Source organism: Bacillus cereus group sp. MYBK5-2 (assembly GCF_051915685.1).
GTDB lineage: Bacteria > Bacillota > Bacilli > Bacillales > Bacillaceae_G > Bacillus_A > Bacillus_A cereus.
The window spans coordinates 23844-48384 of record NZ_JBQAFE010000012.1 but is presented as its reverse complement, the minus strand read 5'-3'; the positions used below and the strand labels follow the sequence as shown (position 1 = coordinate 48384).

Sequence of the window (24541 nt, the reverse complement as noted above, 5' to 3'; positions counted from 1 at the left end):
ATTATAAATTTGTATAAAGAAAAGGCACCAAAGGTGCCTTCTTGCGATTTGAATCTTCTTAATATAGAATTAGATGCCAATCCAATTATTATTTTACTGCATTAAGTAGTTTCAGTTATTGAGAAATTATAAAAGCCCTCTTTCAAGTGCTTTTTTTATGTGTTTACATCCTTAATTGATTGTAAATTGATTTGAATACGTGAATTCACCACGATATTTAATTGCAACGACATAAGTACCGCTTGTATAGCTATCTGTGATAGGGGTTTGCCAAATTTCTGTTCCAGGAATAAACTCTGGTTCTATTGTTTGGAATCGTTCTAGGGTACCATTTGTGTGACTTTAAAAATTTTCATTTGTGCACCAAAATGTTCCCTACCAAAGTGCTGTGTTAAGTAAAATGTATCACCAGTAATTAAATTCCCAATCTTCCAATCAGGTTGATATGTACTTTTATCTGAATTTTGTAAATCCATAATGGTTTTAAATCCCCAATCATCATTAAGTGAATCTGAGTAAGCTGCAGCTGCATGTGAGGTAGGCTTACTCATTTCTATTGCAGTAAAACCGCTGAAAGTTAACACACCAATTAATGCTAATTTTCCTAACTTCATTATTGTTTCCCCCTATTAACTTCAAAGTTTTCAAAACTAGAAATCTTACACACATAATAATATAATCAACTGTATTATATTTCAAATATTTTCTAAAAAAAACCATAAAAAATGTAAGTATGTAAGAGAAGTGAGAAATCCTAACAAGGTTTTTGCTAATACTTTTACTGAAAAAACTTGTGGCGGGAGTTCAACACTCGTTTTCATGTTCTGTTTTGATAAAATGAAATATGATTAGGGCATTATAAATAAATAGAAAAATCATGAATACCAGCATAGGGAGTTTCATTATTAATTTTTGTTTCTAGATTTTGTATGGTGTACTCTTGCCATGCTTCTAAATGATACGTATCCCATGATTGTTTAAATAGTTGATATAAATAAATCTCTCTTAATTTCAAGAAGATTGGGATTTGTTTGATTGTAACCTTATGTAGACTATTTTCCATTTTATATCCCTTAAAGAAATTACGCATAAAACTATCACAAAAATTATGTGTATTGCCATTGTAGGAGTCGTGCTGCCAATAAGCATGATAGAAAGCTACTGCAAGATCCTGTGCGAACCAATTGTAAGAACAATCATCAAAATCAATAATGGTTATAAATCCTTTCTTGTTCATAATTAAGTTTCCCTGATGATAGTCATTATGGATAAGGCCGAAATTGTCAGGCGTTATGTTATAGGCTTTGAGACTGTTAAGTAACTTATCATATTTTTCGCCAATCCACGGAATTAGATTTTCTCTAATATTAAAGACATCTGGGTTATCATTACGCCAAGCAGGACGGTGTATGCTTTCAAATTTGTGAATTTTTGATATTGCATGCATTCTCCCTAAACTTTTACCAAATTGTTTAAAAGTTACTTCATTCCAGTGTGATTTATTTTTAACATCAATTGAATCGCCTGGAATATATTCAAAATTTGTCTTAACTCGTTCTCCTTCATATGCTAATGGGAGTATAATCTTTGGAACAGGTACACCTTTATCATGTAGAAAACCCATCCACTCTATTTCTTGCATTACCATCTCTTTCGTTTTACTTTTTGGGGAAATCCTGACTACGCTGTTGTGCTCTTTGTTATGAAAAATATCGTTATGAAAACCTCCATTTAATCTAACCCGATTTTCTGTCATTTTGTATTCCCCTTTACCTCTCAATTTACAAAGATGCATTTCTAAAACAGTGGGATTGTAAACATATTTAGGTCCTATTGATTAATTCATATTAGTCTTTCTTTCACTTTTTAGAAAAGGAAGCTACTCTCACTGTATTTATTTTGCTACTACGAATATGTCGTTCTCCCTAAATAATAAAATTTTTGAGTTCTTTATGAAAATTCTGTTGTTTTTCTATCTTATAATATATATAATAAATGAGTTTGCTTCATAAGGTGTAATAAATGAAAAGAATCTACTTTTCCTAACTGTAACAGAAGTACATAATAAATGGTGCTATATAAGTACCAAATGGTTAGTTAAGCTGATTGGCAGAGTACATTTACAATGATATACCTTATATATCAAAGTATAATTATATATCCATATAAGGAATAATGATAACATTAATACAGAAAACGGAGGAATTTATGAGTACATTACAGGCATCATGCCAACATATGCAGGAAATAGTTTACCTAGTACATAAATATTACAATGAACTGTATCAATATCAATCCATACTGGAGGCATTTCCTGATGTATCCATTCAGCATATTTCTGATGAAGAACCAGTAGTATTAGACGGTGTATCGTTTTCTCATTATGTACAAACAACAGACCGTCTTGTTATTTTTGTATCAGATAAAGGAGAGAAACCAGCTTGTGCCGTGTATCATTTAGTTGGTGAGGATGAACTACTTCCTTGTTTAGTAGATAGTTCATATATAACGGATGAAACAAGAGAAGAATTCTATCTGTGGGCGAATATCTGGAATGATACATATTACCAGCTCCAAAAAATTGCGCAGGTTATGCAGCATAAAGTTTATTAGAAATTAGAAAAAAAACAAGTTGACCTTGATAAATTACAATCTGAATTAGGGAAAATGGAGAAAAGAAATCTCTCTCTCAATGCACAAAGTTATCGCGGGGTGATACCAAGAAATTATAAGCAATCGCTAATCAATAAAGAATTGGTAACACATGAATAAGTGACTGGATATCAACAACGAGCAACAAGATATTGTTGTCTATGATGTAATGAAATATCTTTTATTTAAAAACCAAGATACCCAAATCAAATCAGCTGGTGGGACCCCGTAAAGAAATAATAAGGTTGTTATTTTCGATAAGCGAATCGTTAATCATAATCCAGCGATACTATCCCATATTATACTTCATATGCTTTTCAGTTCACTAGGACATCTGATTAACTGTAAAGTAATTATACTCTTTTTCAAACCCCGTAAAAAGCATCACTTTTTACGGGGTTTTCTTTTTTAGATTACATCTGAAATAACCAAGTAAATATGTATAGCTAATAAAATTATCGATATGATTGGGACTTTTTCATGTAATTAATAATGTACCGCTATCATTTCTACTAAAAAAATTTCGTTCTGAGGGCACTATAAAGTGTTAGGTTGATTGGAATACGGTCAGACCTCATTAAGTTAGAAACACGCTGTAGTCATTAAACAGTGGCGAAATACGTGAATTGTATCTTTACATTAAAAGCTTAAATAAAAAAATGACTAATTGCCTAGGGTAGTCAACTGGACATCTGATGTCTAGTCATGTAATATTTTACATGTAATTAAATCATTATAAATAGATAATCGAGTAACTAGAGGGAGAGATTACAAATTATGAAATCAGAGAAATCTACAATTGCTGAGAAAGTACAATCTATTAAAGGAAAGACTGTTGCAAAGTATGGGGCAGTAGTTTTCCTATTCTTCGGTCTGACATCTTGTTATAACCAAAAAAACGATAGATTATCGTCACAAGTAGAGCTTTATCAAGAGGAGTCAGTAAAATTAGCCGAAAAGTATGATGACCTAGTAAGGGATTACGACAAGCTGCAGGCTAAGCTGTATGCGGTAGAGAATCTACCTGAGGAGGAACCTGTAGAAGTTGATCACGCTGAAGAAAATCCTGTTGAGAAAGAGGAAGAGACGCCGATTCAAGATACGGAGCCAGAGAAATCTGAAGAAGAAACACTCAAAGAGGAACAATATGCAGCGCGAGAAAAGAAAGCATATGCGAATCTCAATTCTTTAGGAAGTTCAGAAGCGCAGGAGACATACAAAGAACTAATTAAGCCGAAACTTTCAAGATGGGCTAGTAAGGATATGTTACAAGTAGCTAAGGAAGGTGTAAACTTTCGTGAGATAGATGATAGTAACCTACCTTGGACAGATGTTACCGAGCCGAATGGAACGAGTACGAAGCATATCTATAAGAGTGGTTATAACCAATTAGAGATTACATACAACTTTGACGGGACCATTACAAAATCTGAATGGAAAACAGGAGTGAACAAATAAAGTGAAAAACTTACTGTCTACACTGACATCGTTAAATCTTGATAAAACTGTTATCGCATACTCGAACGGGGTTCAGGTCTTTAAAGGATCATTACAGGATTACTTATTTATGCCTCATCAAGAGAAGCAGGCACTGAAGGTAACAACATTCTGTATCTGTACCAATGATGGAACTAATATTTCTACATTTGAAAGATTACAAGAAGCGTAAAATCATAGCAGTAAGCGACATTGTGAATGTCGCTTGCATGATGAATACGAATAAGGTACGGAAAATAATACTAATGTATTATTTTTACGAATGAAACAGTGACTACAACAACGGAAGGCTGATAAACACTTATGAAAAAGATAGATGAGTTAAAAGATGAAGAGAAAGAAAATCACTTTAACTGGAAAATTGCACTTGTTACAGTAGCTATCTTTTTTATTTGGCGTTTGGAGGGTATAAAAAGAAGAAATTGATGCATTTCTACAGCAATAACAATTTTACTTATTTTGGATTATTCTCTATTGGGGAACGGTCCTTTTTTATTTGAGGGGACCTTTCTCCTTAACATAATACTATAGAACAATTATTGAAAATTTTTCATTGGAATATCATTCAATATTTAACATAGTAGGGGTACCACTACATCGCTATTAAGCTTTGATTATAAAACGACAAGTTTTTCTAGGATTCTAAAGAAAGAATAACGTATTTTTTTATTTTAGAGAAGATTTTATTACCTTTATAGTGATAGGTCTGTACCATAGAACAAGAGCATTGCTTCTTAATTAGGCAATGCTCTTGTTCTACTATGTTATTCATGTACTTTTTTTGTTTAAGTCGCATTCCATCAGGTTACGGAAGCTCAAATTGTACCATAGGTACCAAACTTACTATTAATTGGATTAATTCAGGCTGATAATGCCTCCATTTAAACAAATTTTCCTTTCTATACCAATCACGCACCTTTTTTAGAGTCATACATATCAGTGTTCAAGATTAGGATATTACTTGAAAGAGCCTTGGGATTTTTGCACCAGAATCGTTTTATACATTATAAATTATTCATGTTATTTAATTATATTTTTGCAATCGTGCTGTGTTATAATTCTGAAATACTGATATATCTAGTAGGACATAAAGATTTCGGTTTATTATACGAGGCGGAAAATTAATCCATTATCTTTGAGGGTCAGGCTATGATTATTTAAACTATTATTCACACTATTATTTAGACTAAAAGAAGTACAAGGAGGAAGGTATATCTATTAAATTAGTGAGATATACCAAATTCAAAATGAATATTAAATTTAATAAAAAAGTAGTAGCATTCACGGCAGGATTAACGGTATTATCTTCACCATTGGTATCGTTTGCAGAGGAACAACAATCAGTAAACAATAAGCAATCTACAAGCCTTCAAGTGCAAGGTAACACAGACCAACTTCAAACAACAGATGAACAGGCTTTAAAAAGTATTGAAGCTAGTTTTGAAGAGGTAGACGGACGTGGTGGAGGTACTGTCGACAATAAGAAAGTAGATAGTCTTCAACGTTCAGAAGGTATTCATGAAGAAACAGGTACATTAACTGTTCCTAACAATTCAAACAGAACAAAACGTAGTCTGTCTCCCATATCACCTAGCACCTCTAGTACAATAAACGGTGTTCAATTCACTGAATGGATTGTTCCAGCAGGTAACGATAATATTCGTCCTCAAAACTACATGAGTCCAAAGTATATTACAATTCATGAGACTGATAATACAAGTGTAGGAGCAGGTGCTAGAAACCACGCTCAATACCTATATAACCAAGCAGTAGGTAACACAGACCGAGCTGCATCGTGGCATTTTACAGTAGACGATAAAGAGATTTATCAACATCTACCATTAAACGAGAACGGATGGCACGCAGGAGACGGTGATGGTCCAGGTAATAGAGAATCTATTGCAATTGAAATCGCAGTTAACAGTGACGGTAACTATAGTAAAGCAGTAGATAATGCTAAGAAACTTGTAGCTTATTTAATGAAAGAAACTGGTGTACCGTTAAATAACATTGTAAAACATCAAAAATGGAGCGGTAAAATATGCCCTGCTAACATGATTAATAATGGGCAATGGGATGTATTCGTAAATAGCGTTGAGGGGTATTATAATAATCTTTATCAACCAAAAGATGACATTACAGGAGGTTGGTATGAAGAAGCTATTCGAGAGTTAAATAGAAGGGGTATTATGATAGGGGAAGGAAACGGAGTTTTCGCACCCAATAGAGCGATAACAAGAGCCGAATTTGCTCAATTAATCTCTAACTCTCTAAAATTGCCAGCTGGAGATGCTTCATTTAAAGACCTAAACGATGCAAATTCAACTTTACGAGATGGTATTAAACGTACTGCAAGTGCAGGTATCATTCAAGGTAGAGGAGATGGTTATTTTGACCCAAACACACCTATTACAAGAGAAGAATCAGCAATTATTGTAAACAAGGCTTTACAGTATAAAGGTATATGGGGACCAGTTGTAAACCTGCCATTCTCAGACAAAGACCAAATTATTTATAAAGAAGATGTACAAAGACTGTATGGCCTAGGTATTGTAAGAGGTAAGGGGGACAATCAATACGACCCTAAAGGAACGACAACTCGTGGTGAGACAGCAACATTCATTTTAAATATGCTACAAGTAATTGAAAATGGTAGTGTTGAAAAGGTAATTGGAACAGCTCAAATTAATGGTATTGGGGTAAATGTTCGAAGTGGATCAGGTACAAACTATTCTATTGTTAGAAAGACAAGTAAAGGCGAAAAAGTTACAGTATATGAAGAAAAGAATGGTTGGCTAAGAATTGGAACAGGTCAGTGGATTTATTATGACTCTAGTTATATCGACTATAACAGATTATAAAAGACTAAATAGTTTAAAGAACAGGTCATATTTGGATATATAACTTAATCTCAGGTTGTGAAGAAGAATTTCTTCACAACCTGTTTTTGTGTCTGGCCCCCTCTTTACCTACCAATACTGATAAAAAGAGGAGAAGCAGAGAGTTATTATGATGCTGGCATCGGTAAGTCATTGTAATTAGCGTGTATACAATTAAATGCTAATGTTTTCTTGATAATTAAGTAGAGATCACCGTACATATCCATCGAGGAAATACCTTAAAACAAAAAAATGAGTTGTATTGTTACAAGTTAGTACAAAGTTCCGTTCTGTGTGGGTATTATAAAATTTTAGCTTAATGGCGATGTGGTGCTACCCCATCCCTATCAAGCTAATAGTTTTAATTATCCCATGACCATCAACTTAAGGAATGTAAACAACCCAAAAACAAAAAATGAGCTGACTTCTCAAAATAACTAACTGTAAAGAAAGAGAATTTTCATTTAGGGGGTACTTTTATGCTAGAAAAAAGGCTTATAAAGTTGGTAGCTCAAAAATTAAATTAGGATACTCCGTAAGTATATGCTAGACTTGGTTTACCATTTGATTTACTGTTTTCATGTCCTTTACGAGTCGGGGGTTCTTTGTTTCACGGAAAAAAGCAGACTCTTATAAAAGAGCCTGCCTTCGCTGGTTTGTAAAATTAAGAAGCTTTACGTACGTTTGAAGCTTGAAGTCCACGTTGACCTTGCTCCAAATCAAAAGTCACTGCTTGACCTTCTTCTAAAGTTTTGTAACCTTCGCCTTGAATCGCTGAGAAATGAACGAATACATCGTCTCCACCTTCACGTTCGATGAATCCGAAGCCTTTTTCGCCATTAAACCATTTTACATTACCTTTTTCCATTTGTATTGCCTCCTAGTGTGTAAACACACACAATGTAATACTATCCTTGCTCTCAGTGATCATAAAGGTGAAAAGTTACAATTCCTTTACACCGAACAAAAATAATTCATTTTAATAATAACATTTTTTGTAATAAATGTAAAGGTGAAGAAAAGACAGTTACTATGTTTATGCAAATGTTAGAGCCAAAGAAAAACACGTTTCATAAAATAATGACGGAATATGAGGAAATAAAGTAGGATCTCTCTTATCAGAAATCCTACTTTTTCTTTGGTTGTAAGAATCTTGATGTTTTTGTATCAGAATAGTACTGTGTATATCGAAAAAAATAAAAGACAACTCCAATTAAGAGTTGTCTTTTTGTGTAATAAAATCCCCAAAATATGAAAATATACAAACGAATATAATACGCTATGGTTGATATTATAACAAAACCAAAGAGTATTGAAAATAAAAAGAATGTTGTAATGATTTTTTAAGGTTTTAGTTAAAAAAGCCTCGAAAATAAACCTTTTATAAAGGTTTCCTTTAAATATGATTATTGTATTTCGAGGGGTTCCTTATAAATCTTAGCTATATATTTTACAAAATCGATGACGGGATAGTGTATGAGTGAACGGTGCTGCGTAAAACGAATCCCGGCTTTTTCTATTTTTGAGATGAGTTGTTCAACTTCCAACTCTTTTTGTTGTATCCTATTATAATTTTGATATACAATGTTTTTCCATTGATAGGAAGAGCCGTGAAAATAACTCTCTCCCTTTACCCTGTGACTAAATATAATTTCTATTTTTTCTCTACGTTGTTTTTCCTTCATATGCGCTTCCGTTGACTGCATGTTTATCGCCTCTTCCCTTTTTTGTTGTATAACAAAATTTGGTCTAACTCACCATACATAGCCAATGTACATTGTTCTAGTTGGGATTTGTCGTTTAAGGCTATCTCACCACTGTATTTGGTTTTCAAGTGCTTAATCTTATCTAGTAGTTGTTAGTGTGTATAAAACACTATCTATCTTTATTATAAAACGATTCTTTATAAGCATGCACTTTTTTACACTCACGAAGATTTATAACATGACGAGTATCTTCATCCATGAATGTTATTCTGTATTTACTGAGGTTAGTTTCTTTATTTAGGCTAACTAACATATTGTATGCCTCAGTATCTATTTTATAAAAAGGAAAATAGATGTAACGGTCCTCCTTTTACTAAAAAAATCCTATAAAAATATAGCGCTCTTAAAAAGGTTTTTTACAAATTTATTATGTTTGACTTGAAAAAAGGAACGTAATATTTATTTGTAGAAAATTTTAAGAGTAAAAATAGAATGACAATTTATATGATAAGAAAAGGGGGCACTTATAGATGCTAACAAATGATTTAGATTTCCGATTAGAACCACGTTTAAAAGAACTGTATGAACAACATAAAATAAGAGCTCAGAAGATAGACTGGGGTTATCATGAGTTTTTACCATGGGATAAGGGAATGGACTTTAAAAGAGTTCCTTGGGATGAAAGTCAAGTTACTCTTCCTTCTGGTGTAATTACTGCCATTGAAACAGCTTTATTAACAGAAGTGAATTTACCATGGTTTACCACGTATTTATCTGCGACTTTTAAAGGATCCCTTTCTGTTATTACGGACTTTATTCACACATGGACTTCAGAAGAGGATCAACATTCGAATTTATTGGAGACATATTTACTACTCACTCGAAGTGTGAACCCTAAACGTATACATGAATTAAGAAAGTCAGTCGTTGAGGGTGGGTTTGAGCCTGATTTTCATACACCAATCGAAGCCATGACGTATACGACGCTACAAGAACTTGCAACGATGGTGTTTTACAATAATGTAGCTAAGGTTGCAAGTAAGCATGATCCAGATCTTGCTACATTATTACGTCGTCTTGCCAAAGATGAGACTCTTCATTATGCTTTTTATCGAGACGTCATTCGAACACATTTGGAATTAGAACCTAATTATTGCTATCATATTGCCAATGTGATTAAGAATTTTAAAATGCCAGGTGCCGTCATGCCTGATTTTGAAAATAGAATGGCTGTAATTGCAAAAGAAGCAAACTATGGACCACTACAATATTTTGATCAAGTACTTGATGTAGTGATTGAGTATTGGGGGCTAAAAGCCTTACGACCAATTGCCCCTCTAGCAGAAAAAGCAAGAATTGAGATTTTGGAATACCACACAAGATTGAAAAAAATACGGGATCGATTTGGTCGTTTTCAAGGGAAAACTAATCCACGTTAATGAGTAGAGATTTCAGAAAATAAGCGGGGGAATTCCCTTTCCCTTTATGGGGAATCTGTCACACTCCCTATTCTTTTGGGGGTGTTTTTTACTTAATTTAATTTTTGTTTAAAAAAATAGTTGACGATAAAAATAATTTTATGATATTATAAAATGTTTGTTAAAAAACTACATATGTGTTAAGGTTAAGAAGGTTACCATATATGGAGGTGGATTATATGTTTCAAATTGGCGATAACATTGTTTATCCAATGCACGGAGCAGGTATAATTGAAGCCATAGAAGAAAAAGAATTCTCAGGAAAAAAACAACAGTATTTTGTCATAAAAATGTCGATCAGTAATATGCAAGTCATGATTCCTACGGGGAAAATAGTGAATTCGAATATACGCCCAGTCACTGATATACTTGCATTAAAGCACATTTTACACATTTTTCACCATGAAGAATCCTGTAAATTACTGCCGTGGAAACAAAGGCATAAAGTGAACACGGACAAAATAAAAACGGGTGAAATACAAGAAGGTGCTGAAGTTGTACGGGATTTAATGCGTATGAAGAAAGAAAAAACACTCAATACAAGCGAAAAAAAATTGCTGGATGATGCATATAGATTTTTGGTCAGTGAACTAGAATTAATTAAAGGAATCACTGAAAATCAAATAAAAAGTTTCTGTTAAGGTTCATTATAAATAATGTATTATATCCTCTGAAAACATTCTAAATCTTTCGGGAATATGATGAGTATTAAAGGCAAATCATTTCAAAGACATTCAATTTCTTCAACTCAATTTTAGAGTAGGAACCTCTTTTGTTATTACTTCAATCTAATCCATTTTTATTTTTAAATTTCTTTTACGAACGTTCGAAGTTTCATTAAATAACTCGATCAAATAGTCACTTGATTTTTGCAATCCTGATTCACACTGGCACGGACAAGGAGCCGTAAGGATGAAAGAGAGGTAGGGCTTTCATTGTTTTAGGTAATATATATACTATCTAAGTCATTATTTCTAGAAGAAAAAACAATCAATCTCACCGCTATCTTTAAGGGTTTCTTACATCAACTGAGACAGTGAATAATAATTGTTTTCCTTCTTTACGTAAAATTGATAAACGAACTGGTAACACCATATGGTCAACTACAAAAAATGGTTTCCTGGCCAGGAAACCATTTTAAATTCCATTTACATTACAATAGTAAATTAAGCAATAAGAAGGAGCGTACACATGAAAAAAATGTTAACAAAAGAATTAAGTTATGAATTAAAGAAGCGGGATGGAATCATTTCCATTACTGTTGAGCCTTACGAAAAAATCGAAGTTGGTGGAATTCGTGTAGATGGACCAGCTATTATTCTAATTAATCAAGAATAGGTAAAAATAGTTGTATGCAAGAAGAAAAGGATCAGCCTTTACGAGAAGGGGGACCCTTTTTATTTACTGCAGCTAATATGGGATATACATAACTTTTATCTGATTTGTTGGGGTTAAAAGGAAGGAGAGGGTCGGGATTATCATGGTAGAAAGCTTAATATTGGTAGGATTTCTTTTTACGTTATATAGACTAGTTGATAAAAAAACAAACTAATTATTTAAAACGATATATTGTTTCCTTTTTAAGGGCAAGATTTGTTTGAGAATGAAATGGATAATTTAAAGGAGGAATTTAGATGGATGCAAGGAAAGAACGCATAAAATATGAGAAGATGTCAAAGAATTATGATCGTATTTATTTAGTTTCGTTTATCCTATTAATTGTACTTGTTTGTAGTAGTGTGATTATCATAGGAGCTACAGGAGGAAAATATGGAGTGTTTTTATTATTAGCAATTTTACTTAACGCACGTATTACGAAAGAATCTCAAAAAAAGTATGAGCACTATTCTAATAAAGGGCGTATTTAAAATGATACATATCCAGAAAGGAACAACCTAGATGTATATTCAAAATATCCCTTTTTCATCTCCTATTAACTAGTAAAAGTAACTTTATTAAATCATTTTTTTAGCAATGTAGAAATAGAAACCGTACCCTATTAAAATGTTATTTCCGTCCCTATAATGAATTATCCTTCTAGCATATTTATAAGATTTATATCATATATTAGGAGAAAGAATGCAAGTTAGAAAGGAGTCTTATAGAATGAGTTATTTGGAGGGAAATGACTTTAGTAAACAAAATACGGTAAGTGTACCTAATCCCTATGTATATCAGACATTACAATCAGTAATTGGTAAACATGTGGTTATTGAAACTGTAAGAGGCAATATAAGAGGTAAATTAAAGGATGTGAAACCAGATCATTTGCTCATTGAAGATACGGTGCCATACATTGTGCGCATTCAACAAATTGTATGGATTATGCCAAAATAATAATCAAATTACATGTAATTTGATTATTAACAGATTAGCGTCATAGAGCATTAAATAAAAACACAGGGTTTTATCTCTGTGTTTCTTCAAATTTTCGTTTTTGGGGGGTGTTTACTTTTCTTAAGTTGATGGCAATGTGGTGCTACCCAAGAAGTGCTTAAAAATTATTATTTTGAGTTCATCTTACTTAATTGTACCCATTCCACCAATTTTAACATGTACATTAACTTTAACATCAGCCTTCGATAATTCTTTTCCCCATTGCTTTTGGACCCTTTTCCAATCCTTGTATGTATACGCTCGTGCATATACTCCAAATCCTATAGGGTCAATTTCTGCTTTTTGTATTTTCTTTATGAAGTGTTCTAAATCACTTTCCAACTCCTTTTCAATGCTTTTTTCTAATCTCTCCGCTTTATCCCTAACATTAAAAGGGAACATTCGTTCTGAAATTGAAATTCTCGTATGTACATTTATATTAAACAAAAATTTTTTTTTGTATTGTACGCTTGTTTTTACTTTGGTACCTTGAGCATTAAAACTTAACCAATGTTTTTCTTTGCTTTTAGATTGTAGCGGTACGGCAATAGTAAATGGAAATTCTCCCTGTATCTTATTTTGTAAAATGCTTAATAATAAATTTTCTTTTGGTGTAATAGTTAGCTTATATCTATTCTGTTCATCAAGTAATGTAGAACCTGTCAACTTTAAATTATTATCCTTTTTAAGTGCACTTACACTCGCTGTCATTCCTTTTTCTTTTGTTTGGTTATGAAAATCTTGAAGAGTCGTTTTTACAGTAATATTTCTTCTATGTCCAGTCTCAATTAGTTTTGTCAAAAATATAGGAAGACGAGGTTTATTTTTAGGAGCATAATAAATTATGTCTGAAACAGGTCCATCCACAGCAACAATTTTTGAAGTAACCGTGTTTTTGGGATCTCGATAAAAAGGATCTAAATAATCAGCCCACTTCTTTTGTTTTAAAAGTCGTTTACCAATCAAAATAAGTTGTGTCTTGCTCCCTGATGTCAAGGCCATAACCATGGTATCAAATTTTTCACGAGAGTTTCGCACAGTAACAGATTTTACACCATATTGTTCCTCTTTAATCTTAGCCTCTTTATTGAAAACAGGACTGGATAAGTAGACTTTCAAATTATCATTTTCATCCAAATCTAAACCCAGTATAAGCGTGAGTGTAACATCTTCTACATTCATTTGGTCTAAATCTGAACACCCTGTGAGTAACAGTAGCTGAATTAAAACACAACATAATATTTTTTGCTTCAATGTGCTTCCCTCCGAAAGTATTTTTTGTAGATTAAGTTATATATCCATAAAAATACAGGGAATAAGAAAGCTAATACAAGTCCACCTTTCGATGTGAGATTTTGAAATAGTTCAGATTCATTCCATGAGGGATGAATCCAAAACGTTACTATAATTACTGCCAATAATAAAATAGATACTTGAAGAGTATGATCTTGTTTTCCAATTAGTCGACTAGAACAAAACGCAGCTCCGTATACACAAGGAATCCATGCAGTAGAGACGACAAGTAAGTAAATAGATAATAAAATCATGTCAAACCGTTCTAAAAAACGAAATTCAATAACTTTAAGTAAGTTTAGTACGGGTTGATTAAACTCTAAAATTGCATCTGGACTGAAGTATAAAAAGCAAATAACTATAGTAAATAGATAAAATACAAATGTTAAGGTATTTGCTATAATAATGCCTTGCGTTGCATATTGCTTTTTTTGTAAAAAAGGATACAGAAAAAATGCCATTTCAAATCCTATAAAGGAAAAGATAGTAGATGGAACAGCCGAAAATATAGGCTTCCAGCCCTCCTTTAATAATGGAAGAAAGTGTAACCAATTGCTATCTTTTAATGGTATGAAGAAAAAAATGGAATCCACATTGTCATATAAAAACATAATTCACAGTATCGACCTATTATCCGAACACCATTGCGTGCAACCAGAAAGGTTGGAATAGAGAACAAAAACAAAATAATATAGTCGGCTGTTTTTGGAAGAAGCCATGCCTTAATATAAAGCATGCCATTAATTAGAACTGTCCATGCGTAAAAAGCAAAATATATCATATAAAGAATAATTACCATGCTACCAATGATTTTCCCAAAAAATCGAATAAGAATTTCATATAAGGTATCATTTGGATAGTGTTTCGCTGTTTGAATTAGTAAAATGCTGGAGGTCATAGCGCAAAACCATCCAATAAATAGTGCTATCCAGCTATCTGTGCCAGCTTTTTCTGCAAGTACCCTTGGAAGGGATAGGACTCCAGTTCCCACTTGTGAGGCATTAATAATAAAAATATATTGCATGACAGTGATGTCATTATGTGCATATTTTTTCATATTTTCACCCTTTATCAGGATTAGTTTCTTTGTGATTCTTTGTAATATTTTTGGATCTTCTCTTCATTGACCACAAAGGAAAGCGAACAAACGTGTCCTTCATACCTGAAATGTGAAAAGGGGACAAAGGACTACCATAAGGAGTACCTAAGGATTCTAAACTTACAAGATGTGCAATTATAGTCATCCACCCGATAATAATTCCTACCATTCCAAATAGAGCAGCTAATAACATCATAGGAAAACGTAATAATCTTATTGCCAAACCCATTTCATAATTAGGAACAATAGAAGAAGCTATAGTTGTAACAGCAACAATAATAATCATAATATTACTCACAATCCCTGCTTGAACAGCAGCTTGTCCAATCACAATACCTCCAACAATCCCTACGGTCTGACTAATGGGAGTGGGTAAACGAAGGGCAGCCTCTCTCATCATTTCTAAGGTAATTTCCATAAGTAAAGCTTCTATCACTGGAAGAAACGGAACACGTTCTCTTGATTCTGCAATTGATAAATAGAGCTGTACAGGGATAACTTCATAATTAAATGAAATAAACGCTACATATGTTGCAGGTAATAATAAAGCTATAAAAAAACCTATAAAACGTAGTAATCTAACAGAGGAAGATACTAACCAACGTGTGTTGTAGTCATCTATCCCTTGAAAGAAAGAAATGAAATTTACTGGGGCAATCAATACATTTGGACTTCGATCCACAACAATGACGTATCTCCCCTGAAGAATGTGAGATACAGTTGAATCAGGCCTTTCGGTCAAGATGAACTGTGGAAATGGTGAATAAGGGTTATCCTCAATAAACTCAATTATTTCACCAGTATTAATAATCGAGTCCACCTCAATATTTTGAATTCTAGTTTCCAATTCCTTAAGTACATCTTCAGAAGCTACATCTCTTAAATATAAAATAGATACTTTGGTCTTTCCTCTACTACCAATAAAAACCTCTTTTAATACTAATTCTCTGTTAGGAATATACCTTCGTATTAAAGCTATATTTTGACTAGACGTTTCTACAAATCCTTGATGAGTCCCTTTTAGAGAGATTTCATTTTTAGGTTCTGTTATATCTCTTTGTGGCCACCCTTTTGTATTTAGTTGATATCCTGCGTCTAGACCGTGAACTAATAATATGCTGTCCCCTTGAAAAATAGCATTTTCGAATTGATTCCAAGTATTAATTATTTGAACTTCTCCTATTGTGACAGGGAGACCATTACTAATTTCAAACGTTGTATGCATCAAAGGGGACAGTATATTATTATGAATAGATTGTGTATCTGTTAATCCTGATAAATATATTAGAGCAGCTTCTGATTTATTTACTAGTTGAAATTGACGAATTATCAGATCTGGAGCTTGTTGAAAATTTTTTTGAAAATTATTTATGTTTTGGAATAAGTCAAAGTTGATGTTATGATTCTCTACATTTTCTTTCTGTATATTTGAAGTTCTATTGTCTTGATTATCTATAGAATAACGTCCTTGTTTCAAAAATTTAAAAATAGGAAACACAACATAGACTCCCCTCGAAAAAACTTTTCAATATGTTTATTGTGTATATTTTATTGAGATTTATTCCACTATTTACTGACTTGGAAATTTCCCCTAACGTAGTAAGCCAAATCTAATCCCGACTACTGACTGGGATATCCAGGTTTAGATTTTTTCACATATACATTCGTGTTTAATTTCAAACGAGAAAAATAGTATGTACCTCGTTAATCCATTTGATCTAAGTCTACCAATGAAAAATAACCCAAATCATGAATACATAAATCTCCTAATCGTAAAGAAATTTAAAAAATGGAGGGAATTACGAAAACTTCCATATATATGGTGATATATGGGGTTTAACCGAAATCTGGAAAAGAAAAAACAAGAGGATTAACTGAAAAAGGAAAATTAGATGTTCAACGAATAACAGATGCATTACAAGGTAATCGACGTTGTTACCTCAAGTCCATACAATCGTTCAATTCTAACTGTTCAGCAGTTAGCGAAGCAAATAGGATAAGAAGTTTTAGTATTTGAGGACTTGAAAGAGAGAATTTTTATTGCTGAAGAGGAACGAATGTCGGATAAAGAATTATTATCTATTGTTTTATCAAGGATTACAAAAGGGGACCCAAGAATTATCGAAGATTTTCCTACGTCTGTTCAACCTTTTAGAGAAAAACGGACGGAAATCTCATAGATATGAGAAAAAGACAGTCCTTGATATTATGGGTGTTGTTTATGAGTATAGTGGACTTGGAAAACAAAAGAAAGTAGCATAAGTTTTAAAAATGATACCTATCTAGGTTTATTTGGTATGTTCATTTTTAAGGATACAAGATATTTGAAGTTTTTTTCGTTCATTTTATTTTCCTTCTTAAGTTGATGGGGATAGGGTAGGGGCACATATCCATCAACTTAAGAAAAGAAAACATCCCTAAAATGAAAAGGTGCGCTGACTTCTCAAAGTAATGAACTATAGAAAAAGAAAATTTTCATTTAGGGGATACATAAAAACTTTAGCTTGATGGGTGATGTGGTGCTATCCCAATATGAATAATCGGGGAATATTACTTGCATCATGCAAGTAATTTGAAATATAATACGTATTGTAAAAAATTCAAATTGTTCACTTGTTAATTTGTAAGAAGGGAAGGATGAAATGGGCAAAAAAGAGAAAGATAGCATTGAGATTATTGAGCATGAAATCGTCACGCTTATGCGTAGAGCTGATTTTAAGCGAACTTTGGATGGACATAAAGACAGCTTGGATCGTTCTGGTTATTTAATATTAAAGCTTTTGGCCGCTGAGGGTCCGCTTTCAATAAGAGTGATCGCGGAGATTTTCCATTTAAATATGTCTACTGTAAGCCGACAGGTACGAACACTGGAATCAGGCGGACTAGTAAATCGAAAGCCGGAGGAATTTGATGCAAGAGTTAGTATCATCAGTATGACTGATGATGGAAAAAATAAATTAGAATCATCGAGTAAGTACAGATGGGAAAGTTATATGGAAGTATTGGCAGATTGGTCGGAGGATGAAAAAAATATTTTCGCAAGTTTATTAACTCGTTTAAATCGAGCAATTGAAAAAAGAAGAAAATTACAATAGTGATTAAACAGGAGGGCTAAATATGAAATCATCATTAAATATTAACTTCGATAAAACAGCTCTAGTATTAATTGATTTACAAAAAGGAATTGTAGCTATGCCTGGAGGAGATGAAGTAGTAGAAAAATCGGTAAAGCTTGTTGAACGTTTTCGCAAAAAAGGTGGATTTATAGCTTTTGTTAAGGTTGATTTTCACGATGGAAAAGATTCGCTAAAACCTGTAATAGATAACCAAACAAGTGGTAGTACGATGGAAAGGCCTAAAGACTGGGCAGTGTTGGATCAAAGATTAAATGTCATGGACAATGATTATGTGGTAACGAAGCGTCAGTGGGGAGCATTTTTTGGAACAGATTTAGATATTCAGCTTAGACGACGTGAGATAGATACCATTGTACTTTGTGGTATCGCAACAAATATTGGTGTGGAAAGTACGGCACGTGAGGCCTTTCAACATGGATACAATCAAATCTTTATTACAGATGCAATGACAACCTTTAGTCCGGAAGAGCATGATATGTCGGTGCGCTATATTTTTCCTAGGATAGGTCAACTTCGTACAACAGAGCAATTTTTAGATCAGGTGAATGAATGAAAAATTGGCAAAAAAAGCGGGGCCTATTTCTAACTGCTATAGCAACTGGCACGATGCTAAATCCGCTGAATTCTTCTATGATATCACTTGCTCTCCATAGTATACAAAAGGATTTTCAGCTTCCTTTTACGACTGTTTCATGGCTTATTTCTTCCTTTTACTTAGCTAGTGCAATCGGGCAGCCAGTTACGGGAAAGCTAGGAGACCTTATCGGAAGAAAACGAATGTTTCTAATTGGTTTGGTCTTAGTAGCTGTGTCAGCATTTGGTGCACCACTAGCTCCTACTTTTTCAATATTATTGCTTATGCGACTAATTCAATCAGTTGGAAGTAGTGCAGTTTATCCATCAGGTATTGGTCTAGTTCGAACGCATATTCAAGAAAAACAAGCATCTGCTCTGGCTGTTCTTTCAATCTTTTCATCTGCAATGGCTGCACTTGGACCGACAGTCGGTGGTTTTCTAATCGTTTGGGGAGGCTGGCCATCCATCTTTTTAGTGAATTTTCCATTTATTTTCCTGAGCTTCGTACTTGGATGGTATGTCTTACCGAAGGATTCTAAAGAAAATAAAATGAATCTGAAAGCACTGATTAAACAAATGGATGTTATGGGAATCCTGCTGTTTGCTGTAGGAATGATATTATTGTTATGGTTTTTATTGTCTTTTAAAACCACCCCTCATTATGTATCAGGCATTTTCGGAGTGTTATTTCTCGGTGCTTTTGTATGGAGAGAACTAAAAGCAAGTACACCGTTTATTGATATACGACTTTTTAAATCACATCCTACTTTAACATGGGTGTATTTGCAATTTATCCTGCTTAATTTATTTAATTATTGCTTGTTCTTTGGCTTGCCAACCTATTTTCAGGATGAAATGCACTTTAGTGTAAAAGAAAGCGGACTACTTATGCTATTTATGTCAGGTATCAGCATTGTTTTTTCTCCGATTTCAGCTAAATGGGTGGAGAAATCTGGAACAAGACAGCCGATTGTATTTGGTTCCTTTCTTATGCTTATTGGAGCTGTTTTGTTAACGATTTTCTTTATTCACGTTCCGCTAATTATTATGTGCCTAATTCTTATGCTAATTGGTATTAGCTATGGAATTGGAAATGTCGCCTTACAGGTAGCCATGCTTGATGCATCTCCAGCTAATATAGTTGGAACGTCATCCGGACTTTTTCAAACATGCCGTTACCTTGGCTCTATATTATCTTCTGTCGTCCTTGGATTAGTTTTTGGGGAAGAAATTACCCCAGGACATTTTGAAATCCTTGGTTCAGTCATGATTGCTGTAAGTATCATAAGTGTACTCATGAATATGAAATTCTCAAAAGTAGCTTCACTTAAAGAGTAGACCTATAAAGGTCACTCAGCTTGTAGAGAAAGATACACTTTTTTCTTCACAAGCTTTTTTATTTAGTCTTATTTCTTTTTTTCACGATTAGAATTTCTTAATAAAAAATTGAATAAAACAGATCGCTTTCCCTTATCCTAGCCTCGTTAGGTGGGTTGCAATCTATTTCATATTTTGACACGCTGCAGTGAGTAGCACTTACTCACCCGTATGGTGTAATCCCCGTAACCTGTAATAGCGTAGCCCATGCAGTTCTTTTGAATCTGCGAAGCTTCGCTCGAATTTTTCTTTTCTAAATTTATAGAGCATTTTTTCCAGAAACGGATAGTCTGTTAATATGCACCTTAAATATGCAATACCCCTTCACTATCAAGCTAACAAGAACAAGTTATACCAAAACAATAAATACTAGCAACCTGCACAAAATTTTCGTTCTGGGACAATTCTGAATTCTTAAGTTGATAGGCATGGGGTCCTGCCACATACCCATCAACTTAAGAATTATATAACACTCTATGATGAAAATTTCATGTATTTTTGACAGAAAACGGCTTGTTTTTTTCGTTTTGGAGGTATTTGTATTTTTAGCTTGATGGCGATGTTTCTGTACCCCTAGATAGGTCTAAAAATCAGACAGTTTTCTTTTATCCTCTTAATCCAGTATACTCGTAAAAACCCCCAAAAATATTCTCATATGGGTGAAGTTTTCGTCCGTTTTAGCTAGAAATATGTTCATAAACGGTGTATATAAATCATGGAGGATAGTTTAAAATCTAGAACGGTGAATTGTATCACAAATAAAGGGGAGTTTTGGGAGAAAATTTGCAAACACCATTGTAAACTGCTTGTTATGCTAGAGTTGCTTTAAATTACTTTTTGGGAAAAACTTATTTTACAGATGCTTCAAGTTCATTCAGGCGAAATAATAATGGAAAATCAGCGTTGTATAATCAATTTATTATGAACATGCAAGGGGGCTTGTTAGGAGTGAAAATAAGCGAACTAGCAAGATTGACCAATGTCAGCATACGATCCATCCGGCATTATGAAAATAAAGGACTTCTAAAAGCCGATAGGTTGGAGAACGATTACCGGGATTTCGACGAATCGGCTATAGAACGAGTCAAAGCAATTCAGTTATACTTGAAGCTTGGATTAACAGCAGATGAGATTAAAGTATTGTTCAAGAGCGAAGCGGCAAATCCTAACGAATATGAATATTGCGAAGAGATGCTGGAAACGTATGAAAAAAAGCTAAGTAATGTGAATTATCAAATCGAAGCACTTCATGGATTAAAGAGATTACTGGAGAGGCAAATCGCTTTAACGATTAGGAAAAAGAGAACTGTTTAATGTAGACATGGTCCCGAGCATGATGAATCGCTCCGGGGCCATTTTTGTTTGTGTTGACATTGACACTAGTGTAATCCTTTATGATTTACTTAATTTCATCTGAAAGGGGTTTTTTCATTGAAAAGTAATAGCCAAAATGAGAAAAATGGTTCTGAAACTACAAACACGGTTGGGAACCGAAAATCAGTAACAGTCATAGGATTAGGGCCGATGGGTCAGGCGATGGCAGGCGTTTTTCTGGAATACGGGTACTCGGTGACCGTGTGGAATCGGACTTCAAGTAAAGCAGACCAGCTTGTAGCAAAAGGAGCCATCAGGGTGTCCACAGTCAACGAGGCGTTAGCTGCTAACGAGCTGGTAATCCTTAGCCTTACAGATTACAATGTGATGTACTCTATTCTGGAACCAGCTTCTGAGAATTTATTTGGTAAGGTGCTCGTTAACTTGAGTTCGGATACCCCGGAAAAAGTTCGTGAGGCGGCTAAATGGTTGGAAGACCGTGGAGCACGGCATATTACTGGAGGGGTGCAAGTTCCACCGTCAGGCATAGGTAAATCGGAATCTTACACATACTATAGTGGTGAGCGAGTGGTCTTTGAGGCTCACAGGGAGACCTTGGAAGTGTTAACAAGTACCGATTACCGGGGCGAGGACCCCGGATTAGCCATGCTATACTATCAGATACAGATGGATATATTCTGGACGGCAATGCTGAGTTACCTACATGCTCTTGCAATCGCTAACGCAAACGGCATTACGGCGGAGCAATTCCTACCATACGCTTCGGCGATGATGTCGTCATTGTCGAATTTCGTAGAGTTCTATACCCCGCGTCTCGACGAGGGTGAGCACCCTGGTGACGTGGACAGACTAGCTATGGGCTTGGCGAGCGTTGAGCATGTTGTTCATACTACCCAAGAATCTGGCATCGACATCGCTTTGCCAGCAACTGTTTTGGAAGTCTTCAGACGCGGTATGAAGACTGGTCATGCCAGTGATAGCTTCACCAGCCTCATTGAAATCTTCAAAAAGCCTGATATTCGTTCATAAAAAATAGGCCATTCCTTTCGGGATGGTCTATAATGGGGCACGGAAACATTGCCATTAAGCTAAGGAAAAGAAGATACCCTCAAACCGAAAAAATGAGCTTTTTTATTACAAATTAGCACAAAATCTTGTTCTGGGGGTAGTTGTATTTTCTTAGCTTTATAGCGATGTGACGGTACTCCTTATACACTATATAAAGAAAAAGCACCCTAAAGTGCCTTCCTCTGACTTGAACTACTTTAATTTTAATAACATCATTTTACAATCACAAATATATCTTTACTCTTTCATATGATATTTTATCATTTTTTTCAGTCAATTGCATGAAACTGGTGCAAAATAGGTTATTTTTTGTAAATTCCTTTTCTCCATATCCATTCAATGGGACCATAGCGGAAATATTTGCTCCAAATTTTACTGAATATAATTTGCACAAAGATAATTAAAACCCCGAAGATACATAGTTGCCAGTAATATACCTGTGAGACATCTTTAAAGTACAACGAAAGAATGACAAGAGTTAGTATACTTTGGCTAATGTAATTCGTTAAAGCATACTTGCCTACGTTTATAAAAGGATGCAACCATACTATATATTTTTTATTCTCACAAACTCTAAGTAGAGTACAAATATAGAAGATAGCTAGCATTTTCCCTTCAAATAAAATCCATAGTTTTATATCCTGAGAATAATAGACATCCATATTTATAAAATAGTAGATAATAGGACAAGAGAGAAGGCATAAAATGCATAACGAACTCCACTGGATAAATCTAATTTCCTTTATTAATTCCGGTACCTTTTTAAAAATATCTTTCTTACCAGCCCATAAACCAATTAAAAATAAGCCTATATATTCCGGAATTCCTATTAGTAATTGTTGAAATTCCTCGGTCATTAAAAAGAACAGACGAGCTTTTACTTGATGTGAATAATGTGTAAATAGATTTACCGTGTGATTGGTAGTGTTGCCTGTAAACATATATTGATAGTAACTTGGTACTCCAGAAATAGAAGAACTTGCTTGTATAAATAAAATAGCATGTAATGTATAGCTAACAAGTAGAGAGATGCAGCCAACTATAAAAATAAGCTTTGTAGATCGCTTATAAAAGAACAATAGGATAAAACCAGCTAAGGCATATGCGTGTAGAATATCTCCATACCATAGAAAGATAAAGTGGAGTAAACCAAAGAGTAGTAAAATGCACAATCTACGGCTAAACAGCTTATACATAGAATAGCCTTTTGCTTCCGCGTTTTTTATAAAGATATAAAATCCTACTCCAAATAAGAACGCAAAAATAGTATAGAATTTTGCTTGTATAAACAAATCTATAAAAAAACGAATCACTTTATCTGTACCGGAGTAACCTGCTTGATTAAAGGAATCTAGCCCCGTCATAGTAGGTAGATTAGCAAATAGGATACATAGTATGGCTATACCCCTTATTATGTCTAAAGAATAAATACGGGCGTTTTGTTGCATGTAAATGCCCCCTTTTTACAAAGAAAAGCAAGCACTATATTAACTAGCGCTCGAATTACGTCTCGCAAAGAATCCGTCATATGTAGCAGCTGACATAGCCCCTTCTAGGCGTTCAATTTCTTCCCCTCTGTTATAAGCTACAACAACTGGAGTACCAGGAATGTCGAACTCTTGAAAGGCACTTTGATTTTCCGGCGTAGAGATATCAATACGATAGATGGTTCTATCATGCTTTTTTGACATACTATTGATATCTGGTGCTGCCTTTTTACAATAATGACAAGTTGGTTGATAGTAATACGCAATAAACTCTTCATGGGATTGTATTTTTTGCTTTAATTCTTCTTTTGAAATATCTTTAATATTTTTGGATGATCCTTTTGTTTCTGCAGCTGACACAATTGTTTTGTTTGGTGTTACAGTCTCTGGGTTAACAGATTCATTTTTAGTTAAAGTAAAGATAGCGATACAAGCAACGCATAATGTAGTAACAATTGCTCCAATTTTGTAGACTTTATTCATAGTAAATTCCTCCTTAAAGTAAAAAAAGGACAAACCTCGCCCGAGTTAACTGGGCGTAAGGTTTGTCCTTCACGCTACGTACAATAGAGTATAAACAT

22 protein-coding genes and 6 pseudogenes are annotated in these 24541 nt (G+C 34.0%); 17 read left to right on the top strand and 11 right to left on the bottom strand.

The annotated features are described in order from the left end of the window. Positions 1 to 171 precede the first annotated feature (171 nt). Together ACTFP3_RS27015 and ACTFP3_RS27010 are read right to left on the bottom strand one after the other, a co-directional pair. Positions 172 to 614, bottom strand: a pseudogene (locus ACTFP3_RS27015) (DUF5065 family protein). Between the two features lie 242 nt (positions 615 to 856). Beyond that, complete coding sequence (locus tag ACTFP3_RS27010; protein ID WP_440011753.1) at positions 857 to 1756, bottom strand: phosphotransferase enzyme family protein; 900 nt, start codon at positions 1754 to 1756, stop codon at positions 857 to 859. Between the two features lie 452 nt (positions 1757 to 2208). On the opposite strand from ACTFP3_RS27010, the gene ACTFP3_RS27005 reads away from it, so the two are divergent. The 5 genes from ACTFP3_RS27005 to ACTFP3_RS26985 all read left to right on the top strand — a co-directional run bounded on the left by ACTFP3_RS27005 (position 2209) and on the right by ACTFP3_RS26985 (position 7010). Then, the gene (locus ACTFP3_RS27005) at positions 2209 to 2613 is read left to right on the top strand and encodes a hypothetical protein (protein WP_440011751.1); all 405 of its coding nucleotides are present in this window, start codon (positions 2209 to 2211) and stop codon (positions 2611 to 2613) included. Positions 2614 to 3429: 816 nt separating this feature from the next. Continuing rightward, on the top strand, positions 3430 to 4110 hold the full coding sequence (locus tag ACTFP3_RS27000) for a hypothetical protein (protein ID WP_440011749.1): 681 nt from the start codon (positions 3430 to 3432) through the stop codon (positions 4108 to 4110). Between the two features lies 1 nt (position 4111). Beyond that, positions 4112 to 4321, top strand: a complete 210-nt coding sequence (locus ACTFP3_RS26995) for a hypothetical protein (RefSeq protein WP_440011748.1) — start codon at positions 4112 to 4114, stop codon at positions 4319 to 4321. Between the two features lie 131 nt (positions 4322 to 4452). Beyond that, positions 4453 to 4575 carry a hypothetical protein gene (locus ACTFP3_RS26990; protein ID WP_440011746.1) on the top strand — a complete coding sequence of 41 codons (123 nt, stop codon included), beginning with the start codon at positions 4453 to 4455 and terminating at the stop codon, positions 4573 to 4575. A gap of 821 nt (positions 4576 to 5396) precedes the next feature. Next, positions 5397 to 7010, top strand: a complete 1614-nt coding sequence (locus ACTFP3_RS26985; RefSeq protein WP_440011744.1) for an S-layer homology domain-containing protein — start codon at positions 5397 to 5399, stop codon at positions 7008 to 7010. Between the two features lie 682 nt (positions 7011 to 7692). Here the strand turns inward: ACTFP3_RS26985 and ACTFP3_RS26980 are convergent. Next, positions 7693 to 7896: a cold-shock protein gene (locus ACTFP3_RS26980; protein WP_000410774.1), complete on the bottom strand. Its 204-nt coding sequence runs from the start codon at positions 7894 to 7896 to the stop codon at positions 7693 to 7695. 538 nt (positions 7897 to 8434) lie between these two features. Then, complete coding sequence (locus ACTFP3_RS26975; protein WP_001191999.1) at positions 8435 to 8734, bottom strand: hypothetical protein; 300 nt, start codon at positions 8732 to 8734, stop codon at positions 8435 to 8437. 530 nt (positions 8735 to 9264) lie between these two features. Here ACTFP3_RS26975 and ACTFP3_RS26970 point away from each other — a divergent pair. The 5 genes from ACTFP3_RS26970 to ACTFP3_RS26950 all read left to right on the top strand — a co-directional run bounded on the left by ACTFP3_RS26970 (position 9265) and on the right by ACTFP3_RS26950 (position 12549). Beyond that, positions 9265 to 10173, top strand: coding sequence for an acyl-ACP desaturase (locus tag ACTFP3_RS26970; RefSeq protein ID WP_440011742.1), 909 nt, complete (start codon positions 9265 to 9267; stop codon positions 10171 to 10173). Positions 10174 to 10391: 218 nt separating this feature from the next. Further along, entirely contained in the window at positions 10392 to 10853 is a 462-nt protein-coding gene (locus tag ACTFP3_RS26965) for a CarD family transcriptional regulator (protein WP_440011740.1), read from the top strand. Positions 10854 to 11403: 550 nt separating this feature from the next. After that, on the top strand, positions 11404 to 11550 hold the full coding sequence (locus ACTFP3_RS26960) for a BC1881 family protein (protein ID WP_440011737.1): 147 nt from the start codon (positions 11404 to 11406) through the stop codon (positions 11548 to 11550). A gap of 296 nt (positions 11551 to 11846) precedes the next feature. Continuing rightward, positions 11847 to 12080 carry a hypothetical protein gene (locus ACTFP3_RS26955; protein WP_000340032.1) on the top strand — a complete coding sequence of 78 codons (234 nt, stop codon included), beginning with the start codon at positions 11847 to 11849 and terminating at the stop codon, positions 12078 to 12080. A 238-nt stretch (positions 12081 to 12318) separates the two neighbouring features. Beyond that, the gene (locus tag ACTFP3_RS26950; RefSeq protein WP_440011734.1) at positions 12319 to 12549 is read left to right on the top strand and encodes a YuzF family protein; all 231 of its coding nucleotides are present in this window, start codon (positions 12319 to 12321) and stop codon (positions 12547 to 12549) included. Between the two features lie 183 nt (positions 12550 to 12732). Here the strand turns inward: ACTFP3_RS26950 and ACTFP3_RS26945 are convergent, their stop codons facing one another. The 4 genes and pseudogenes from ACTFP3_RS26945 to ACTFP3_RS26930 form a co-directional block, all read right to left on the bottom strand. Beyond that, positions 12733 to 13842, bottom strand: coding sequence for a Ger(x)C family spore germination protein (locus ACTFP3_RS26945; RefSeq protein WP_440011732.1), 1110 nt, complete (start codon positions 13840 to 13842; stop codon positions 12733 to 12735). After that, positions 13839 to 14938, bottom strand: a pseudogene (locus ACTFP3_RS26940) (GerAB/ArcD/ProY family transporter). Before ACTFP3_RS26940 ends, ACTFP3_RS26945 begins: the two are co-directional and overlap by 4 nt. A gap of 4 nt (positions 14939 to 14942) precedes the next feature. Next, positions 14943 to 16478, bottom strand: coding sequence for a spore germination protein (locus ACTFP3_RS26935; RefSeq protein WP_440011731.1), 1536 nt, complete (start codon positions 16476 to 16478; stop codon positions 14943 to 14945). Positions 16479 to 16612: 134 nt separating this feature from the next. Next, positions 16613 to 16759: pseudogene (locus ACTFP3_RS26930) on the bottom strand (IS4 family transposase); the annotation flags it as partial. 10 nt (positions 16760 to 16769) lie between these two features. Here ACTFP3_RS26930 and ACTFP3_RS26925 point away from each other — a divergent pair. From ACTFP3_RS26925 to ACTFP3_RS26905, 5 genes and pseudogenes are all read left to right on the top strand, one after another. Continuing rightward, positions 16770 to 17067: pseudogene (locus tag ACTFP3_RS26925) on the top strand (histidine phosphatase family protein); the annotation flags it as partial. Beyond that, positions 17045 to 17242 (top strand): annotated as a pseudogene (locus ACTFP3_RS26920) (IS4 family transposase); the annotation flags it as partial. The pseudogenes ACTFP3_RS26925 and ACTFP3_RS26920, both read left to right, overlap by 23 nt. 380 nt (positions 17243 to 17622) lie before the next feature. Continuing rightward, positions 17623 to 18075, top strand: a complete 453-nt coding sequence (locus tag ACTFP3_RS26915) for a MarR family winged helix-turn-helix transcriptional regulator (protein ID WP_088327635.1) — start codon at positions 17623 to 17625, stop codon at positions 18073 to 18075. Positions 18076 to 18097: 22 nt separating this feature from the next. Further along, positions 18098 to 18670, top strand: a complete 573-nt coding sequence (locus ACTFP3_RS26910; RefSeq protein ID WP_326036869.1) for an isochorismatase family protein — start codon at positions 18098 to 18100, stop codon at positions 18668 to 18670. Beyond that, positions 18667 to 20031 carry an MFS transporter gene (locus ACTFP3_RS26905; RefSeq protein ID WP_440011728.1) on the top strand — a complete coding sequence of 455 codons (1365 nt, stop codon included), beginning with the start codon at positions 18667 to 18669 and terminating at the stop codon, positions 20029 to 20031. The genes ACTFP3_RS26910 and ACTFP3_RS26905 overlap by 4 nt, the downstream gene beginning before the upstream one ends. Before the next feature lie 162 nt (positions 20032 to 20193). Here ACTFP3_RS26905 and ACTFP3_RS26900 read toward each other — a convergent pair. Then, positions 20194 to 20343, bottom strand: a pseudogene (locus ACTFP3_RS26900) (transposase); the annotation flags it as partial. A gap of 675 nt (positions 20344 to 21018) precedes the next feature. Here ACTFP3_RS26900 and ACTFP3_RS26895 point away from each other — a divergent pair. Continuing rightward, complete coding sequence (locus ACTFP3_RS26895; RefSeq protein ID WP_440011726.1) at positions 21019 to 21384, top strand: MerR family transcriptional regulator; 366 nt, start codon at positions 21019 to 21021, stop codon at positions 21382 to 21384. 117 nt (positions 21385 to 21501) lie between these two features. Then, positions 21502 to 22434: an NAD(P)-dependent oxidoreductase gene (locus ACTFP3_RS26890; RefSeq protein WP_149214612.1), complete on the top strand. Its 933-nt coding sequence runs from the start codon at positions 21502 to 21504 to the stop codon at positions 22432 to 22434. A gap of 341 nt (positions 22435 to 22775) precedes the next feature. Here the strand turns inward: ACTFP3_RS26890 and ACTFP3_RS26885 are convergent, their stop codons facing one another. Next, entirely contained in the window at positions 22776 to 23921 is a 1146-nt protein-coding gene (locus tag ACTFP3_RS26885; protein WP_440011725.1) for a DUF418 domain-containing protein, read from the bottom strand. 39 nt (positions 23922 to 23960) lie between these two features. Continuing rightward, positions 23961 to 24443, bottom strand: a complete 483-nt coding sequence (locus tag ACTFP3_RS26880; protein WP_440011723.1) for a thioredoxin family protein — start codon at positions 24441 to 24443, stop codon at positions 23961 to 23963. Positions 24444 to 24541 lie beyond the last annotated feature (98 nt).

Coding starts and splice junctions, on each gene's coding strand:
- ACTFP3_RS26990 (WP_440011746.1), top strand. CDS start 4,453: ATGAAAAAGATAGATGAGTTAAAAGATGAAGAGAAAGAAAATCACTTT.
- ACTFP3_RS26960 (WP_440011737.1), top strand. CDS start 11,404: ATGAAAAAAATGTTAACAAAAGAATTAAGTTATGAATTAAAGAAGCGG.
- ACTFP3_RS26965 (WP_440011740.1), top strand. CDS start 10,392: ATGTTTCAAATTGGCGATAACATTGTTTATCCAATGCACGGAGCAGGT.
- ACTFP3_RS27005 (WP_440011751.1), top strand. CDS start 2,209: ATGAGTACATTACAGGCATCATGCCAACATATGCAGGAAATAGTTTAC.
- ACTFP3_RS27000 (WP_440011749.1), top strand. CDS start 3,430: ATGAAATCAGAGAAATCTACAATTGCTGAGAAAGTACAATCTATTAAA.
- ACTFP3_RS26905 (WP_440011728.1), top strand. CDS start 18,667: ATGAAAAATTGGCAAAAAAAGCGGGGCCTATTTCTAACTGCTATAGCA.
- ACTFP3_RS26980 (WP_000410774.1), bottom strand. CDS start 7,896: ATGGAAAAAGGTAATGTAAAATGGTTTAATGGCGAAAAAGGCTTCGGA.
- ACTFP3_RS26880 (WP_440011723.1), bottom strand. CDS start 24,443: ATGAATAAAGTCTACAAAATTGGAGCAATTGTTACTACATTATGCGTT.
- ACTFP3_RS26915 (WP_088327635.1), top strand. CDS start 17,623: ATGGGCAAAAAAGAGAAAGATAGCATTGAGATTATTGAGCATGAAATC.
- ACTFP3_RS26970 (WP_440011742.1), top strand. CDS start 9,265: ATGCTAACAAATGATTTAGATTTCCGATTAGAACCACGTTTAAAAGAA.
- ACTFP3_RS26910 (WP_326036869.1), top strand. CDS start 18,098: ATGAAATCATCATTAAATATTAACTTCGATAAAACAGCTCTAGTATTA.
- ACTFP3_RS26955 (WP_000340032.1), top strand. CDS start 11,847: ATGGATGCAAGGAAAGAACGCATAAAATATGAGAAGATGTCAAAGAAT.
- ACTFP3_RS26885 (WP_440011725.1), bottom strand. CDS start 23,921: ATGCAACAAAACGCCCGTATTTATTCTTTAGACATAATAAGGGGTATA.
- ACTFP3_RS26975 (WP_001191999.1), bottom strand. CDS start 8,734: ATGCAGTCAACGGAAGCGCATATGAAGGAAAAACAACGTAGAGAAAAA.
- ACTFP3_RS26985 (WP_440011744.1), top strand. CDS start 5,397: ATGAATATTAAATTTAATAAAAAAGTAGTAGCATTCACGGCAGGATTA.
- ACTFP3_RS26950 (WP_440011734.1), top strand. CDS start 12,319: ATGAGTTATTTGGAGGGAAATGACTTTAGTAAACAAAATACGGTAAGT.
- ACTFP3_RS27010 (WP_440011753.1), bottom strand. CDS start 1,756: ATGACAGAAAATCGGGTTAGATTAAATGGAGGTTTTCATAACGATATT.